Origin of the sequence: Caballeronia glebae (assembly GCF_001545035.1) — a bacterium.
GTDB lineage: Bacteria > Pseudomonadota > Gammaproteobacteria > Burkholderiales > Burkholderiaceae > Caballeronia > Caballeronia glebae.
Genome location: NZ_FCOJ02000019.1, coordinates 74,243 through 90,592, shown reverse-complemented (window position 1 = coordinate 90,592; position 16,350 = coordinate 74,243). Strand labels below are relative to the sequence as shown.

The 16,350-nt window shown below is 64.7% G+C and carries 23 protein-coding genes; 15 read left to right on the top strand and 8 right to left on the bottom strand.

What is annotated here, in order from left to right; genetic code table 11:
- Nucleotides 1–47 precede the first annotated feature (47 nt).
- The 4 genes from AWB82_RS15435 to AWB82_RS15420 all read left to right on the top strand — a co-directional run bounded on the left by AWB82_RS15435 (nt 48) and on the right by AWB82_RS15420 (nt 4,013).
- Nucleotides 48–767, top strand: coding sequence for a GntR family transcriptional regulator (locus tag AWB82_RS15435; RefSeq protein WP_086968553.1), 720 nt, complete (start codon nt 48–50; stop codon nt 765–767).
- Between the two features lie 112 nt (nt 768–879).
- Entirely contained in the window at nt 880–1,671 is a 792-nt protein-coding gene (locus tag AWB82_RS15430; protein WP_086968551.1) for an SDR family oxidoreductase, read from the top strand.
- Between the two features lie 14 nt (nt 1,672–1,685).
- The gene (locus tag AWB82_RS15425; protein WP_086968548.1) at nt 1,686–2,618 is read left to right on the top strand and encodes a BKACE family enzyme; all 933 of its coding nucleotides are present in this window, start codon (nt 1,686–1,688) and stop codon (nt 2,616–2,618) included.
- Between the two features lie 60 nt (nt 2,619–2,678).
- The gene (locus AWB82_RS15420; RefSeq protein ID WP_086968545.1) at nt 2,679–4,013 is read left to right on the top strand and encodes an MFS transporter; all 1,335 of its coding nucleotides are present in this window, start codon (nt 2,679–2,681) and stop codon (nt 4,011–4,013) included.
- 15 nt (nt 4,014–4,028) lie between these two features.
- On the opposite strand, the gene AWB82_RS15415 is transcribed toward AWB82_RS15420, so the two are convergent.
- Both AWB82_RS15415 and AWB82_RS15410 read right to left on the bottom strand, forming a co-directional pair.
- Entirely contained in the window at nt 4,029–4,601 is a 573-nt protein-coding gene (locus AWB82_RS15415; RefSeq protein ID WP_086968542.1) for a DUF1993 domain-containing protein, read from the bottom strand.
- A 62-nt stretch (nt 4,602–4,663) separates the two neighbouring features.
- Nucleotides 4,664–6,184: a pyrrolo-quinoline quinone gene (locus tag AWB82_RS15410; RefSeq protein ID WP_235023312.1), complete on the bottom strand. Its 1,521-nt coding sequence runs from the start codon at nt 6,182–6,184 to the stop codon at nt 4,664–4,666.
- Between AWB82_RS15410 and AWB82_RS38330 the strand changes: the two genes are divergently transcribed.
- The 9 genes from AWB82_RS38330 to fnr all read left to right on the top strand — a co-directional run bounded on the left by AWB82_RS38330 (nt 6,174) and on the right by fnr (nt 11,856).
- Nucleotides 6,174–6,536: a hypothetical protein gene (locus tag AWB82_RS38330; RefSeq protein WP_235023311.1), complete on the top strand. Its 363-nt coding sequence runs from the start codon at nt 6,174–6,176 to the stop codon at nt 6,534–6,536. The two genes, AWB82_RS15410 and AWB82_RS38330, sit on opposite strands and share 11 nt — an antisense overlap.
- Before the next feature lie 245 nt (nt 6,537–6,781).
- Entirely contained in the window at nt 6,782–6,952 is a 171-nt protein-coding gene (locus AWB82_RS37650; RefSeq protein WP_159462589.1) for a hypothetical protein, read from the top strand.
- Nucleotides 6,953–7,110: 158 nt separating this feature from the next.
- Complete coding sequence (locus AWB82_RS15405) at nt 7,111–7,362, top strand: hypothetical protein (RefSeq protein WP_086968537.1); 252 nt, start codon at nt 7,111–7,113, stop codon at nt 7,360–7,362.
- Nucleotides 7,363–7,418: 56 nt separating this feature from the next.
- Nucleotides 7,419–7,649 carry a hypothetical protein gene (locus AWB82_RS15400; RefSeq protein ID WP_086968534.1) on the top strand — a complete coding sequence of 77 codons (231 nt, stop codon included), beginning with the start codon at nt 7,419–7,421 and terminating at the stop codon, nt 7,647–7,649.
- A gap of 46 nt (nt 7,650–7,695) precedes the next feature.
- Nucleotides 7,696–8,805 carry a PAS domain-containing sensor histidine kinase gene (locus tag AWB82_RS15395; RefSeq protein ID WP_235023310.1) on the top strand — a complete coding sequence of 370 codons (1,110 nt, stop codon included), beginning with the start codon at nt 7,696–7,698 and terminating at the stop codon, nt 8,803–8,805.
- An 85-nt stretch (nt 8,806–8,890) separates the two neighbouring features.
- Nucleotides 8,891–9,358: a universal stress protein gene (locus tag AWB82_RS15390; RefSeq protein ID WP_086968529.1), complete on the top strand. Its 468-nt coding sequence runs from the start codon at nt 8,891–8,893 to the stop codon at nt 9,356–9,358.
- An 8-nt stretch (nt 9,359–9,366) separates the two neighbouring features.
- The gene (locus tag AWB82_RS15385) at nt 9,367–10,314 is read left to right on the top strand and encodes a sensor histidine kinase (RefSeq protein WP_235023309.1); all 948 of its coding nucleotides are present in this window, start codon (nt 9,367–9,369) and stop codon (nt 10,312–10,314) included.
- Entirely contained in the window at nt 10,311–10,958 is a 648-nt protein-coding gene (locus AWB82_RS15380) for a response regulator (protein WP_086968524.1), read from the top strand. The genes AWB82_RS15385 and AWB82_RS15380 overlap by 4 nt, the downstream gene beginning before the upstream one ends.
- A gap of 163 nt (nt 10,959–11,121) precedes the next feature.
- Nucleotides 11,122–11,856 carry a fumarate/nitrate reduction transcriptional regulator Fnr gene (fnr, locus tag AWB82_RS15375; protein WP_235023308.1) on the top strand — a complete coding sequence of 245 codons (735 nt, stop codon included), beginning with the start codon at nt 11,122–11,124 and terminating at the stop codon, nt 11,854–11,856.
- Here fnr and AWB82_RS15370 read toward each other — a convergent pair.
- The 5 genes from AWB82_RS15370 to AWB82_RS15350 form a co-directional block, all read right to left on the bottom strand.
- Nucleotides 11,832–12,137: a DUF1488 family protein gene (locus tag AWB82_RS15370; RefSeq protein WP_086968520.1), complete on the bottom strand. Its 306-nt coding sequence runs from the start codon at nt 12,135–12,137 to the stop codon at nt 11,832–11,834. The genes fnr and AWB82_RS15370 overlap by 25 nt on opposite strands.
- A gap of 96 nt (nt 12,138–12,233) precedes the next feature.
- Entirely contained in the window at nt 12,234–12,545 is a 312-nt protein-coding gene (locus AWB82_RS38325) for a hypothetical protein (RefSeq protein ID WP_235023307.1), read from the bottom strand.
- Nucleotides 12,546–12,586: 41 nt separating this feature from the next.
- Nucleotides 12,587–13,036, bottom strand: coding sequence for a universal stress protein (locus tag AWB82_RS15360; RefSeq protein WP_086968517.1), 450 nt, complete (start codon nt 13,034–13,036; stop codon nt 12,587–12,589).
- A 27-nt stretch (nt 13,037–13,063) separates the two neighbouring features.
- Entirely contained in the window at nt 13,064–13,591 is a 528-nt protein-coding gene (locus AWB82_RS15355) for a flavodoxin family protein (protein ID WP_235023306.1), read from the bottom strand.
- Nucleotides 13,588–14,628 (bottom strand): zinc-dependent alcohol dehydrogenase family protein, encoded by a 1,041-nt coding sequence (locus AWB82_RS15350; protein ID WP_086968516.1) that lies wholly within the window; start codon nt 14,626–14,628, stop codon nt 13,588–13,590. The genes AWB82_RS15355 and AWB82_RS15350 overlap by 4 nt, the downstream gene beginning before the upstream one ends.
- A 197-nt stretch (nt 14,629–14,825) precedes the next feature.
- Between AWB82_RS15350 and AWB82_RS15345 the strand changes: the two genes are divergently transcribed.
- Nucleotides 14,826–15,665, top strand: coding sequence for a universal stress protein (locus AWB82_RS15345; protein WP_086968513.1), 840 nt, complete (start codon nt 14,826–14,828; stop codon nt 15,663–15,665).
- Nucleotides 15,666–15,726: 61 nt separating this feature from the next.
- Complete coding sequence (locus AWB82_RS15340; RefSeq protein WP_086968510.1) at nt 15,727–15,921, top strand: hypothetical protein; 195 nt, start codon at nt 15,727–15,729, stop codon at nt 15,919–15,921.
- A 30-nt stretch (nt 15,922–15,951) separates the two neighbouring features.
- Here AWB82_RS15340 and AWB82_RS15335 read toward each other — a convergent pair whose 3' ends face one another.
- Nucleotides 15,952–16,347, bottom strand: coding sequence for a RidA family protein (locus AWB82_RS15335; RefSeq protein WP_086968507.1), 396 nt, complete (start codon nt 16,345–16,347; stop codon nt 15,952–15,954).
- Nucleotides 16,348–16,350: the final 3 nt, after the last annotated feature.

Here is a 16,350-nt window from a genome sequence, read left to right as displayed (position 1 = left end):
GGAAATCAAACTGTGATCACAGATCAAAGATCAGCAAGGACATACCCGTGGCACCCCGATCCGCAGCGCAACCTATTCCGCAACTCGAAGTCATCGCCACCGAAACGATGGCGACCAAGGTTTATCAGCAACTCCGCGAGGCGATCATGAGCGGCAGTTTCGCCGCCGGTCAGCCGTTGAGTTTGCGCGGCGTCGCTGAAGCGGTCGGCCTGTCGACCATGCCCGTGCGCGCGGCGCTCACGCGTCTGCGCGCGGAAGGCGCGCTCGTCGATGGCCCGTCGCGCGGCCTCATGGTCCCGCCGATGACGCTCGATCTGCTCGAAGAGTTGCGCGACGTGCGCATTGCGCTGGAAGGCTGCGTCGCCGAACGCGCGGCCGCGCGCATGACGAACGACGACGTCGCCGCCGTGCAGCGCATCTTCGATGAAATGGATGCCCACGTCGAAGCCGACGATGCGCGCGCCTATCTGCGCTGCAACTTCGCGTTCCACACGAGCATCTACCGGCACGGTGCAAGCGAGATGACGCTCGCGACGATCCAGAACATGTGGATGCGCATCGGTCCGTTCCTGAACATGGTCGCGCCCGACGTGGCGCACATGCGCGTGTCGATGCAGGCGCACCGGCAAATTATCGATGCGCTGTGGAAGCACGACGGCGCAGCCGCGCGCGAAGGCATCGCGACGGACATTCGCGACGCGGCGCGCGATCTCGAAGCGCATCTGCGCGCGCAGGAAACGCACGCGCGGCGTCACGCGCAAAGTTAAAACAGGAGAAGGCACGCAGCGTGTGCCTTCTGACACAACGATCAGTATGACTAATCGCTTGAGCGAGGACCGCGCACGTCCTCGCAACACATAACCAGAAAGGAGTCGAACGATGGATTTCATGAAACTGCTCACGCCGCGCGCCGGTTTGCGCGTGCTCATCACGGGCGGTGCATCGGGCATCGGGCTCGTGATCGCGAAAGCGTTCGTATCGACGGGCGCGCGCGTGCATGTCTGCGATGTCGATCCGAAAGCCATCGATGCGGTATCGACCGTTTCGCCGTCGATCACCGGCACGCGTGCCGACGTCGCGAATCAGGACGACGTGAAGCGCGTATTCGTCGACGTGAAGCGCGAACTCGGCGGACTCGACGTGCTGATCAACAACGCGGGCATCGCGGGACCGACGGGCGGCATCGACACGATCGATTCCGACGCCTGGGAAAAGACCATCGACGTGAATCTGAACAGCCAGTACTACTTCTCGCGCGAAGCCGTGCCGATGTTGCGCGAGGCGCAGGACGGCGGCGTGATCGTGTTCATGTCGTCGGTGGCGGGACGTCTCGGATACGGCTTTCGCACGCCCTATTCCGCGACGAAGTGGGCCGTCGTCGGTCTCGCGAAGAGTCTCGCGATCGAGCTCGGCCCCGACAACATCCGCGTGAACGCGGTGCAGCCGGGCATCGTCAAGGGACCGCGCATGGAAGGCGTGATCGCCGCGCGCGCGAAGCAACTCGGCATCGGCTACGAAGAAATGGAAAAGCAGTATCTCGCGAAGATTTCGCTGCGCCGCATGGTCACGCAAGAGGAAGTCGCCGCGAGCGTGCTGTATCTCAGTTCGCCCGCCGGCAGCGCGATTTCGGGTCAGGCGCTCTCCGTCTGCGGCAACGTCGAAACACTTTGAGGAAAGAAGAAAACATGGCAACGAAACGCAAGGTCATCATCACGTGCGCGCCGACGGGCGCCATCCATACGCCGTCGATGTCGTCGTATCTGCCGGTCACGCCCGATCAGATCGCCGAAGCCGCGCTCGCGGCCGCAAAGGAAGGCGCCGCGATTCTGCATCTGCATGCGCGCGATGCCGAAGACGGACGCCCGACGCAAGACCCCGCTGTCTTTCAGCGCTTTTTGCCGCGCCTCAAGTCGGAAACGGACGCGGTCATCAATCTGACGACGGGCGGCAGCCCGCATATGACGGTAGCGGAACGCCTGAAGCCCGCGCATCACTTTCAGCCGGAAGTGGCGTCGCTGAACATGGGCTCGATGAACTTCGGCCTTTATCCGATGCTCGACCGCTTCAAGGATCTGAAGCACGACTGGGAACGCCAGCATCTGGAAAAGAGCCGCGATCTCGTGTTCAAGAATACGTTCGCGGATATCGAATACATCCTGAGCTCGTGCTCGGCCAACGGCACGCGCTTCGAGTTCGAGTGCTACGACATTTCGCATCTGTATAACCTCGCGCATTTCGTCGATCGCGGGCTCGTCAAGGGACCGTTTTTCGTGCAGAGCGTGTTCGGTTTGCTGGGCGGCATCGGCGCGCATCCCGAAGATCTCGCGCACATGAAGCGCACCGCGGATCGTCTCTTCGGCAACGACTATGTGTGGTCGATTCTCGGCGCGGGCCGCAATCAGATTCCGCTCGGCTCGATCGGCGTTGCGCAAGGTTCGAACGTGCGCGTGGGTCTCGAAGATTCGCTGTGGATCGCACCGGGCCAGCTCGCCGAATCGAGCGCGGCGCAGGTGAAGAAGATCCGTCAAGTGATCGAAGGTCTGTCGCTCGAAGTCGCGACGCCCGCCGAAGCGCGCCAGATGCTGGCGCTTAAAGGCGGCGACAACGTGAACTTCTGATCGCCATCGCGTTATCGCGCCATCGCGCCACCAGAAATACAACGACTACGGAGACATATCTTGAACAAGCCCGACACGACGAGCGTCGCGCAGCGCACGTCGCTCAACAGCCTGCTGCTGCGCAAGCTGATGCCCTTGCTGGTGATCGTCTATGTGATCAGCTTTCTCGATCGCACGAATATCGCGCTCGCGAAGCATTCCATGAGCATCGATCTCGGCATTTCCGCCGCCGCGTATGGACTCGGCGCGGGTCTGTTCTTCCTGACCTACGCGGCCTTCGAGATTCCTAGCAACCTGATCATGCACCGGGTCGGCGCGCGCTTCTGGATCACGCGGATCATGGTGACGTGGGGCGCGCTGTCGGTCGCGATGGCTTTCGTCTCCGGCGAGACGTCGTTCTACGTGATGCGTCTTTTGCTCGGCGCGGCGGAAGCGGGACTCTTTCCCGGCGTGCTGCTCTATCTCACGTACTGGTTCGGCCGTGAGGAACGCGCCCGCGCCACCGGATACTTCCTGCTCGGCGTGTGCGTGGCGAACATCGTCGGCGGGCCGCTCGGCGGCGCGCTGCTCGAACTCGACGGCGCGCTTGGATTTCACGGCTGGCAATGGCTCTTCGTGATCGAAGGCGTGCCCGCGATCCTGCTCGCGTTCGTCGTCTGGAAGATGCTGCCCGATCGTCCGACGAGCGCGCCGTGGCTTTCACGCGATGAAGCGCTCGCGCTGGAGCGCCGCCTCGCCGCCGAACAGGACGCGCAAGGCAGCGGGCATGGCACGGGCGCGGGCGTGTTGCGCAGCGTCATCGGCGATCGTCAGGTGTGGCTCGCGATCCTCGTGTACTTCTGCCATCAACTGACGATCTACACGGTGATCTTTTTCCTGCCGGGCATCATCGGCAAGTCGGGACATTTCTCGCCGCTCATGATCGGTCTGCTCAGCGCGACGCCCTGGGTCGCCGCCGCGATCGGCGCGGCCACGCTGCCGCGTTTCGCGAGCGATTCCTCGAAGAGCCGCCGCATTCTGATCGCCGGCCTCGTCATCATGGCGACGGGCATGCTGATCGCGGCATGGTCGTCGCCCGTGATCGGCCTGCTCGGTGTGTGCCTCTCGGCGCTGATGTTCTTCGTCGTGCAGTCGATCATCTTCACGTTCCCGCAGTCGCGGCTTTCGGGCAGCGCGCTCGCGGGCGGCCTCGGCCTCGTCAATTCGTGCGGTCTTCTGGGCGGCTTCGTCGGACCGACGGTGATGGGCATCATCGAGCAGACGACCGGCCGCGCGATGAACGGGCTCGTGTGTCTCGCGGTCGCGCTGCTGATCGCGGCGGTGTGCAGCACGCGCCTGCGTCACGGCAACGAAGAACGTGCCGACGACAAGCGCGGCGTGATGTCGAACGCGTAACGTTGCCCTGACGCTTCAGCCCTGCGGCAGCGTGCCGGGCCGGATATACGCGAACATATGCGACACGTAATCCGGCTTGCCGAGCGGCACGCCGTGATTGCGCAGAATCGCGTAGGCGGTCACGGCGTGGAAATAGAACTGCGGCAAACACCAGTCGCGCGCGTATTGCTCGCCGGTCATGTCGAACACGATGCCGTTGGGCAGATCGAGCGCGATCGGCGCACCGCTTCCGGCGTCGAGCGCATCGGGCGCGAGGCCTGAAAGCAGCGCGATCGCCGCGCCGATGCACGCCTGCGCATCGGCGAAAGAGCCCGGCGCTTCATTCGAATGCGCCCCTTCCTCGCGCACGCGCCGCAACGTCTGTGGCAACTCTTCCGCGCGCAGCCGATACACCGGCTCTTGCGCCTGAAAGCACACGAAGCGCACTTGCGCGGCAAGCGCAAACATATCGGGCGCGAGGCGCAAGGTCATGAGCGCGTCGGCGTTCGCGCCCTTCCCGTTTTGATACGCGGCGGCTTTGTCGAGCCACGCCGACAGACTCTTCAACGTCTGCACGAAAGTCGGAACGAGAAGAGGGGTGAGTTGCATGAGAACGCTCCACGGGTCGAGGTAACGCGATCATATATCGCGCAAGCTCGACCCCTCGCGCATCAGCCGCCGAGCAGACCGAACACCATCACGCCCGTCTTCGTGCCCACGTAGACCTTGCCGTTCGCGATCGTCGGCGAGATGAACTTGTTATTGCCGAACTGATCGCGCGTGCCAGCCTGATTGCTGTTGTAAAGCTCGTTCGCGAGATTGCCCGCGTTGTAGGCATGCAGCACGGCCACGGGCGTGGTGTTCTCCACGCCCCACACGATGCCGTTCGTGTTGCCGTTCGCCGAGATGACCGGCGCGAGGCCCGGAAAATTCCAGTTGCCCGCCGGACTCGTCGTCTGGCTCGACGCGCTCGTCGCCACCATCGCGTTCACGACCGGCAGCGCCTTCAGATGATCGCCCGCCGGCCCGATATAGATCGTGTTGTTGTAGAACGCGGGCGCGGTGAACACGGGGCCTGTGATCGTCGAATAGAGCGGCTGATAGATGTGGTCGGCGTTCGAATCGAACTTGCCCATCGAGTCGCGGTTCACGACGTAGAGCACGCGCGTCTTGCCGCCGCCTATCGCGAGATGCTGCACGTTACCGTTGATGTCGGTGACATCGGGCAGGACCAGCACGCCGCCCGAGCCGAGGTCCAGATCCTGGCTCGACTCCACCACGGTGTTCGACGGCTCGAAGTAATCGTTCACCTGGAGCGCCAGCGTCGGGCCCGGCGTGACCTTGAGGAAGCCGTTGCCGAAGTCGTTCCTGATGGGCATTTCCTGCGCGTTGATGGTCGCGTCGAAGGTGCCGTTGCCGTCGAGGAAATAGATCGACGTGCCGTCCGATGCGAGACCCGCGCCGCCCATCCAGATGCCGCCCATCTCGCCGTTCGGCGTGACGTTGACGATGCCCGTCTGCTTGAGCGTGTCCGCGCTGTAGCCGATGAGCCAGCCGGTGTACGGCAAGGCGTCGCAATGCGAACTCCACGCCGTATAAACGACGCCGTTCAGCAGCAGCAGCGACGCGCGCTCGATGTACTGGCCCGGCGTGAACGGCACGACGCCGTTCACGCTGCCCGATCCGGTGCCGGGATAGGAACCTGTGATTTCCGCCGGGCCGCCGAATAGCTCGCCGCCCGTCGCGATGTCGATCGCGTGAAGGCGCTGGTGATACGCGCCGCCGCTGTCCTTCGACATGCCGACGACATACATCGCGCCATTCGGCCCGCGCGCGCGATCAATGACCGGCGTCGCCGTGATGCCGATGGTCGGCGTGGTCTGGTCGCAACCGTGATCGTCGCTCGGAACCTCGCCCGCGCCGAGCGTCGAGACGTGCCAGAGCACGGCGCCGGTGTCGGCATCGAAGGCATAGACGCTGGCTTTCTCGGTCGCGACGTACAGCACGTTATGCGTGCCGCCCGCGACCGGCACGTTCGCGAGAAAGAGCGGCTGGGCATCCACGGCGCCATCGACGGAATAGAAGCCGAGCTTGCCGAATGTCGATGCGTTCACGTTGGCGAGCGTGAGCCGGGTCTCGGCCAATTGCTGCGCGGTGCGGCGGATGTCGTTGTGATACGTGGTGACGTCCATCGGACTCGATGCGGACGGCGTGCTCGTCGTCGGAGAGCTTGCGCCGGACGCGGGGTTTGCAGTCGCGGGCGCGCTCGCGCCGCCTGGGGACGATGCCGGCGAAGCGCCCGATGCCGCCGAAGCGCCCGACGCCGCCGATGGGCTCGACGCCGCCGCGGGACCGGATGCCGACGATGCGCCGCCGGATGTCGCGGACGGATCGGAGCTGGAGCTTCCTCCGCTGCATCCACCGATGATTGCTGCAATAGCAATTGCGATCACGCCAACCGATAAATGCCCTTTCATCTGTGGTTCTCCGATTCAGGAGGGGCCGGCCCCGGTGCAGTGGCGATTATTGTCTGCGGCGGCTTAACAAGGGGAGCAATGGTCGGTTGAACGCTAGGATTTGGCGGAACGGTCGGTCGACTTTATGTACGCGTCTGATGAATACAGGAACCGCCGAAAAAAACACGGACGATCGGGCAGGAAGCGCCGACGCCTGAGCAGGACTGCCAGCCCGGGTGACGGGCACAGTACGACTCAGGACGGGACCCGATTCGTATCGGCATTGCTCTTGAGGTCTTGCCCGGAATCCGTGGTTTTCTAGGTGAGACGCAGATGAAACGCTTGACCACTCAGATGATGTGCCACCCGCTCGTCGCGCTCGCGACGCTCTTCGTAACGGAACTGTTGATGCGATCCGACACGGGACTCTCCGGCGCGATGTTCGTCGTCGCGTCCAAGTCGGTTTCAAAGTTCCTCGATGCGATGCGCAAAAGCGCGACTTGATACGCGCCCGCTTCGTCTGACTTAAGCGCTCGCTCAAGAAACGTAAAAAAAATTAAATCGAATTAGACGACAAAAAATGAACGGTTAGGCTTACAGCTTACGGAATGAAGGCAAACGTCAGAATTGCCTCGCCATAAAACATGGAACCTGAGAGAGCAATGAACCTACCCGACGACGTGATCTACAAAGGGCACGTACTGAGCGCGAAGGCCGTCCCCGAACAGGACAAATATGCGGCCATGCTCATCGTGCGAGATCCGGACGGCACGCGCCGTTCGAGCGGCATGCTCGGCGAATTTGCAAGCGCGACGGGCGCCGTGCGCTACGCGTTTGCTTACGGCATGGCCGAGATCGATTATCGACAGTCAGCGCAGAACCCGCGCCGGTCCGCCAGCGCGCGCATTCGCTAGCACGCCGCGCGATCCATGCGGCGCGCGCCTTTCGATCATCCCGACCAGTCAAACCTATGATCATCTATCATCGGGGAGCGGCTTTTAAGCCCTCCGTCACCCGTGTGGGCAACGCGTTCGTCGCAACCGCGTCGATTCTCGAAGAGGACGGTCACGCCACCTCGCTCGGCAATCTCGGCGCGTTCGCAAGCAAGGACGGCGCGCTCGGTTTCGCGGTTCGCTGCGCGACCGCCTTCATCGACGGTGACGAATTGCCCTTGCCGCCTTTCCAGTTGACCAGACAATAGCGCTGCAACGCGTCGAACGTTGCATGCGCGCCTGCCCATTGCAACGATGACGAATTCGTCCGCGACCGAACCCGACAACACGCGCGCCGCGCCGCCGCCCTCGCTGCTGACGGACGCCGCTTTCCGTCTGCTGGTGGAAGCGGTCGAGGACTACGCGATCTTTCTGCTCGACGCAAACGGCCACGTCGCGACATGGAACAACGGCGCGCGACGAATCAAGGGCTATGACGCGGGCGAGATCGTCGGGCGTCATTTTTCCGTCTTCTATCCGCCTGACGATATCGCGGCGGGCAAGCCTCAGCACACCCTCGCGACGGCGGCGCGCGCGGGGCGCGTCGAGGACGAAGGCTGGCGCATCCGGAAAGATGGCAGCCGCTTCTGGGCGAACGTCGTCATCACCGCGCTGCACGATGAGCAGGGCAATCCGATCGGCTTCGCCAAGGTCACGCGCGACATGACCGACCGCTTGCGGCTCGCGGAACTGCAACATGCCCGCGAACTCTCGGCGCACGTGCAGACGGCGCTGGAAAACGAACGCGCTTCGATTGCGCGCGAGTTGCACGACGATCTCGGCCAGCAGCTCGCGGCGCTGAAAATGCAAGTGTCCTTGCTCGACACCACTCCACAGAACGCGCGTTTCGCGCAGCAGGCGCTCACGCAGATCGACACGATCATCGGCTCGCTGCGGCGCATCGCGGCAGGCCTGCGCCCGCCCGTGCTCGACGACCTCGGGCTGTTCGCCGCGATCGACTGGCTCGTCTGCGACTATCGCCGACGCTACGATCTGACGATCCATCTGGATATCGAAGGCGACGAAGCCGGAATCGACACGACCGCGTCCACCTCGCTCTTCCGGCTGGTGCAGGAAGCGCTCACGAACGTCGTGCGCCATGCGCGGGCGAGCGAAGTGCGCATCGCGATCGTGCGCGCATCGTCGCGCTGCACATTGACGATCGAGGACGACGGCTGCGGCGCGGACATCAGGCGTGGGCGCGCGGCGGGCACGTTCGGCCTGCTCGGAATGGGCGAGCGCGTGCGGCAGTTGGGCGGCGCGATCGAGTTTCGCAGCGCGCCGGGCGCGGGCTTTCGCATTGCCGTGGACATTCCGCTGAAGGGCGTCGCCGACGACGATCCCACGGCGTCGCCGGTTCCTTGATTTGAGTCAACCGCTTCGCGTCGGCCATCCGTAGACTCGATTCGCACGCCCGCGACGCGTCATCACACCGGATCATGAGGTCGTCATGTACAAACGCATTCTCGTGCCGATCGACGGCAGCCTGACTTCCCTGCACGCGCTCGACGAGGCGATCGAGATCGCAGGCGCGAACGCGGCGCAGATCCAGCCGCTTTTCGTCGTCGACATGCAGCCGGTTTCCTACGACGCCACGAGCGCGTTCTATCCGGGCCTGCGCGACGCGTTGCTCGAAGAAGGCCGGCGGCTCGCGACAGTGGCCGCGGAGCGCATGACGCAAGCGGGTATCGAAGGCACGCCGCGCGTCTGCGAAGTCGATTATCTCGGCGACGACATTCCCCAGCGCATTCGTCACTGCGCGGACGATTTCGGCGCCGATCTCGTCGTCATGGGCACGCACGGACGGCGCGGATGGCGGCGTCTCGTGCTGGGCAGCGTCGCCGAAGGTTTCGTGCGTCTGTCGCGTTGTCCCGTTTTGCTGGTGCCGGGCCGCGACGCGAAAGAACCGAACGTCTGAACCCTCACATGAATCGCGGCCGCCACGTCGATCCGGCAAGCGGCACGTTCGGCCCGGCGGCGCTCGCCGTGCTCGGCGCGGCGGCCGTGCTCGCGTTGTGGTGGGGCTTCGTGCGAAGTCTGTCGGCGGACTGCGCATTCGATGCGCGCGAGCGCGCCCTTCTGCTCGCGGGTTGCGCGATGAACGCGCTGTTGCTCGCCTGCCTCGTTTTCGTGACGAGCGCGCGCGCCGCGCATGAACGGCGTCTCGCCGCGCGTGTCGAGCGTTCGCGCGAGGAACTGCGCGGGCTCTCGGTCAATCTGCAGCGCGTGCACGAACGCGAGAAAAGCCGCGTCGCGCGCGAGTTGCACGAGAATCTGGGACAGGCGCTGAGCGCGCTCAAGATGGATCTGGCCGTTCTGGAGACGGAGTTCACCGCGCGCGCGGTGCTCAGTCACGACGTCGCCACGCAGACCGAGCGCATGCGCCGGCTGATCGACGACACGATCGCGTCGCTCAGGCGCATCGCGGCGCATCAGCGTCCCGCGATGCTCGACGATCTCGGCCTGCTCGCGGCCATCGAATGGCTCGTCGACGATTTCATGCAGCGTTATGGCATCGACGTGGAACGCAATCTCGAAACCGGCGATCTGACCTTCAGCGCGGACGCGGCGACCGCGGCGTTTCGTATCATCGAGGAAGCGCTCTCGAATGTCGCGCTGCACGCCGACGCCACGCGCGTGCGCCTGTCGCTCGTCGCCGACCGGCAGAACTGCGTGCTGCGCGTCGCCGATAATGGCATCGGCGCGCGCGCCCTGAGCGCGCCGACCGGCCAGGCTTTCGGTCTCATCGGTGTGCGCGAGCGCGCGGGCAGTCTCGGCGGGCGCGTTCAAATCGATGCAGTCCCGGAGAACGGCTTCGTCCTGACCGTCGTGTTGCCGCGCGAATCGGTCAGGCAAAAGGAATCGCATTCATGACGACGAAAGTCCTGATCGCCGATGACCACGCACTCGTGCGCGACGGCCTGCGCCATATCCTCGCGAACGCGCACGGCTTCGAGGTCGCGGGCGTTGCGGGCGACGGGCCGGGCACGCTCGCGCTCGTGCGCGCAACGCCGGCCGACGTGCTCGTGCTCGATCTCTCGATGCCCGGGCGCAGCGGCGTCGACCTGCTCAAGCAAATCAAGGACGAAAAGCCCGCGCTGCGCATTCTCGTGCTCACCATGCACGCCGAGCAGCAATATGCCGCGCGCGCGTTCAAGGCGGGCGCGTCGGGGTATCTCACGAAGGAAAGCGCGAGCGCGGAACTGGTCGCGGCGGTCGCCAAGGTCGCGTCGGGCGGCGCCTACGTGAGCCTCGCGATGGCCGAGCGTTTCGCGCAAAGCCTCATCGAGCCGGCGGACGCGCTGCCGCATCAGCGTTTGTCGAACCGCGAATTCGAGGTGTTCCGGCGGCTGTGCGCGGGCGAGTCCGTGAGCGAGATCGGCGAGGCGCTGTGCGTGAGCGCGAAGACCATCAGCACCTACAAGGCGCGCATCCTCGAAAAGATGCAGATGCCGCACGAAGCCGCGCTCGTGCGCTATGCCGTGCGCCATCAACTCTTCGAAGACGACAGCGCCTGAGCGTCGAAGCGGCGCGTGTCGGCATTCCCCTACACGACTTCCCGAAGGCCTACAGCACGATCCGCCTGCGCCGATAGTTTTTCGAAGCGGCCCGGCCAATAATGCGATGCGTGACATGCAGGATTGCGCGTCGATGCGCGATCCGTTCCGACAGGAGGCGAGCATGGATTCCGCGAGCGCAGAGCGTTCCACGATGCAGGCCGGCGTGAAGCGCAAGAGCACACGCTGCTCGACATGTTCGATGCAGCGCATCTGCATGCCGTCCGGCTTGTCGCCGATCGAATACGAGCGCCTCGACGCGATCATCTGCACGACGCGGGTCGTGCGGCGCGGCGAAACGCTATTCCGTTGCGGCGATCCGTTCCAGAGTCTCTACGCGGTGCGCAGCGGCTGCTTCAAGACCGTCGTCATGCACCGCGAAGGACACGAACAGGTCACGGGCTTTCATCTGGCGGGCGATGCCCTCGGGCTCGACGGCGTGAGCGCCGACCGGCACGCGTGCGATGCGATCGCGCTCGAAGACAGCGTCGTGTGCATCATTCCGTTCGATCTGCTCGAATTACTGTGCCGCGAAGTGAAGGCGGTCCAGCATCACATACATCGCGTGATGTGCGGTGAAATCGTGCGCGAGTCCGGCCTCATGATGCTGCTCGGCACGATGACGGCGGAGCAGCGCGTCGCGGCCTTCCTGCTCAATCTCTCGACGCGCATGAAGGCGCGCGGCTATTCGCCGGCGCAATTCGTGCTGCGCATGACGCGCGAAGAAATAGGCAGCTATCTCGGGCTGAAGATCGAAACGGTCAGCCGCATGTTTTCGCGGCTGCAAAAGGCCGGCGTGATCGACGCGCGCGGCAAGGAAGTGCGGATTCTCGATCAGGCGCGGCTCGAAGAAGTCTGAGCGCGCGCCTCGCGGAAGCGGAAAAAGCCGCTGCGCAGCATGACCGACGTACCGCCGACACGGCTCAGCACATGTTCGGCCGCGCCTTCGATCGACGAGCGATGGCTCTCGAAAGCCTGCTGCAGATCTTCCTCCCGCCATGACGCCGCGCCGAAGTGGTCTTCCAGCGCCTCGGCGGAAATGGTGCATGCGATCGGCTCGCCATCGGCGACGGCGGCGAACGTGAGCGAAGGGACATCGCCCTGATAGACGGGCGGGTGACTCGGAAACGTGACGATCATGCCGATACCTCGTGGAGCGTAGATACGGGGTGAGCCGACGCGCAGCACATATCCCCTAAGTCTTAGCCATCTATGCGCCGTGCGTATTGATCTGGATCAATACGCTTCTGGCGCGCCCCGCCCGCGCAGGAGTTCAAAGGCATCGTCGAATGTGTGATGGAGCGCCACGCTTACGTCGGCGTCCGTGCCGCGTTGCACCATGACTTGCTGGAAGTCGCGCGTGAGGAGCACCAGTTGCGCGTCGAAAACGGTGTGTCCCGCGCGGTCGAGCGACGCCTTGATCGTGAGCCTGCAATCGACGATATCCGTCGCGACGCCCGCGAGCCGCACGAGTTCGACGCCCGCTTCCCGCTCGATCGCGCTCGATCCCGTGAAGCCGAGGTAGGCGATCTGCATTCCGAGGCCCATGTGATTGATCTCCTGTCAGGCCACCGCGCGTGCGGGGAGCATCACGCGCTTTTTTCGACGCTTCTTTTCGACGCGCGCGTGAGCAGCACCGGACACGTCGAGCGTCTGACGAACGCTTCCGCGACGCTGCCGAGCGCAAGCCTGCGCAATCCGCTGCGCCCGTGCGTGCCCATCACGACGAGATCGGCGGGCATATGCACCGCGCGGCGCTGCAGGCATTTCGCAATCGTGTCGGTTACGTTGAGCGTCTCGGCGAGTTCCGTTTCGCATTCGATGCCCGCGTCGAGCACGCGCGCATAGGCGATATCCAGCGCGTGCCCGCCTTCCTCGCGCACCTTCACGCGATACTGCGCCGGGTACGACGAAAGCGCGGCGACGTCAATCACCAAAACGACCATCACCCGCGCGCGCGCGCCGATGCGAATCGCTTCGTCGAGCGCGCGTTGCGAGCACTCGCTGCCATCGAGCGCAACCAGAATTTTGCGGTACATCGTTTCCCGGCCCGCACGGTTTCCCGCTCAGGCCGCCCACTTCAGGTTGTCGATACGCACGAGCTTGCGTTCGATGCGTTCCACGAAGACATCGACGACTCGCCGCTCGTCCTCCGCGCGCACGTGAGCGGCGAGCGTGCAGCATGCGACCGGCTGCTTGCCCGTGAGCCGCGCCATGTCCGCGAAGACCTGGCTCTCGCGACGCAAGTTGCGCGTGCAGAAGAACGCGACGTGCCGCAGCTTGCGCCGGTTCGTCGCGAGCCACGCGCGCACTGGCGCACTGAGCGTGCCCGCCCAGACCGGCGTGCCGATCACGACCACATCGTAAGCCGCGACGTCCTTCTGCGAGGGCGAGATGCGCACCTCACAGCGCAGCACCGTGTCAGCGAGTGCGCGGAGCACGCCGACCGGACCAGGCCGTCCGTGCGGCTCCGTGATCTCCTCGAAGTCGGCATGCAGGCGCGCGGCGAGCGCCTCGCCGAGCGCGCGCGTCCTGCCCGAGCGCGAATAACACACCACGAGCACTTTCGGCATGATCGAGGCTTCCGTCGTCATGTCATTTCGATGATGACCTTCAGCGCATGCGTTTCTGCCGCCCGGCCGAAGGTGTCGTAGGCATCGAGCGCGCGCGCGAGCGTGAAGCGGTGCGTGATGAGTTGCTCCGGCTGCAGCCGGCCCGCGCGCACGGTCTTGAGCAGCATCGGCGTACTGACCGTATCGACCAGACGCGTCGTGATGCTGATGTTGCGATCCCACAGCGATTCGAGATGCAGATCGGCCTTCACGCCATGCACGCCGACGTTCGCGATGGTTCCGCCCGCCGCGACGATCTGCTGACACAGCTCGAAGGTCGCCGGAACGCCGACCGCCTCCACCGCGCAATCGACGCCTGCGCCATCGGTCAGACGCATGATCTCGGCGACCGCCTCCGTGCGCGCGATGTCGATGCACGCGCTCGCGCCGAACGTGCGCGCGATTTCGAGCCGATGCGTGTCGCGATCGATCATGACGATCTGCGCCGGCGCGTAGAACTGCGCGGTGAGCAAGGCGGCGAGACCGATCGGACCAGCGCCGACGATCGCCACCGTGCTGCCCGGCTGCACGCGGCCGTTGAGCACGCCGCACTCGAAGCCGGTCGGAAGAATGTCGGAGAGCATGACGAGCGCCTCTTCCTCGACGCCCGCCGGAATCGGATAGAGACTCGTATCGGCGTGCGGGATGCGCACATATTCCGCCTGCGTGCCGTCGATCTTGTGGCCGAGAATCCATCCGCCCGTCGCGCAATGCGAATACATGCCGCGCCGGCACGCCTCGCACTTGCCGCATGAGGAGATGCACGAAATCAGCACGCGGTCGCCCGGCTTGAATGCCGACACCGCCGCGCCGACCTCCTCGACGATGCCCACGCCTTCGTGACCCAGCACGCGGCCGGGCTCGCAGGTCGGGACGTCGCCCTTGAGGATGTGCAGATCGGTGCCGCAGATGGTCGTGCGCGTCACGCGAACGATCGCATCGGTTGCGGCGGCGAGCGCCGGGCGCGGCCGCTCGTCGAGCGACTTGTTCCCGGGGCCGTGGTAGACGAGTGCTTTCATCGGCGAACTCCTTGCGTGGCGCATGACGTGGATGAACGCGTTCACTCTATCGCGGCGTGTGTCGTCGCCATTGACTTGAATCAACCGCGCGCACCGTCGCGCGACGCCTCGTTCCGTTGATCTGAGTCAAGCCGATGGGAGCACGCTTCCTTAGACTCGGAGCCGATCCATTCTCAGCGGACCCGAGGAGTCAATCGATGAGCTACAAGACGATTCTCGTGCACCTCGATACGAGCGTGCGCGCCCATCCCCGTCTGGAAACCGCGCTGCAACTCGCCAAGCGATTCGACGCGTATCTGATCGGCCTCTACGCCGTGTTCGAGCCGGCCACGCGCGCATTCAGCGTGATGGCGGGCAGCGCGGGCTACTACGAAACACAGGCCGCCATGCGCCGCGAACGCGCCGGCGCGCTCGAACGGCTCTTTCATGCGGAGCTGAAACGCGCGGGCGTGCCGGGCGAATGGCGCGCGCCGCACGAGGCGGCGGATCGCGCGGTGCCGCATCATGCGCGTTACGCCGATCTCGTGGTCGCGGGTCAGGACGATCCGGGCGATCCCGAGTCGTATATCGGCGACGGCTTTCGCGAAAATCTGATCATGTCGGCGGGACGTCCGGTGCTGCTCATGCCCTATACCGGCTTCTTCGCCAGCGTCGGCCAGTCTCCGATGATCGCGTGGGACGGCGGACGCGAAGCGGCGCGCGCGGTCCACGACGCGTTGCCGTTGCTGAAGGCGGCCGGGCGCGCGACCATCGTCACGCTCGACACGCACGCAGGCAAAGCGCCGAGCGAGCGCTATGCAGGTACCGAAATCGCCGCGTGCATCGCGCGGCATGGCGTGCAAGTCGAGCTGGTCTCGGGCGCGATCGACACTCAGGCATCGGCGGGAGAAGTTCTGCTGTCGCGCGCGGCCGATGTCGGCGCGGATCTCGTGGTGATGGGCGGCTACGGTCATGCGCGCTTGCGCGAACTCGTGCTCGGCGGCGCGACGCGCACGTTCCTCGAATCGATGACCGTGCCCGTGCTGATGTCGCATTGATACGGCCCCGACACACCGCGCGTACCATGGAAAACCTGACCGGTGAATTTCAGGAGACGCCATGAAAGCGGTGTGTCCGTTGCACGGACCGACGACGATCATTCGCACGAACGCATACGGCTTTCCGGTCTATGCGTGCTGCTGCGACGACCTGCCTTATGTCACGCCACCCGATGCATGCACGAGGGCGCCGACGCAGCGCGGCGCGCCGTCGGAGCCGCAGAAGCCGCGGCAACCGGCATCCCCGAAAGAATGAGTGCGCGCATGCCGATATCGCCCGATACGGTTAAGGCAATACGGCAACGGCCTTGATCTCGATGATGTAGCCCGCCGCGCCGCCGAGCATATGCGCGCCGATCGCGGTCCATGCCGGCAGCGGATGCGTGTCGAGATAACGCTCGCGCACCTGCATGAAGAGCGGCAGATCGCGCATGTCGGTGTGGAAAGTCGTCACGTCGACGACATCGCTCAACGAAGCGCCCGCCGCTTCCAGCACCAGCTTCAAATTCTCGAAGGCCTGCACGATCTGCGCTTCGCGCTCTTCGACCAGTTGCATGGCGGCGTCGCGGCCGATCTGCCCGGACACGTAGATCGTATTGCCGGCCTTGATCGCGGGCGCATAGCGAATCTTTTCGTACACCGCTTCCATTCCCGCCGGCACGATGGCTTGACGTTCACTCATCGC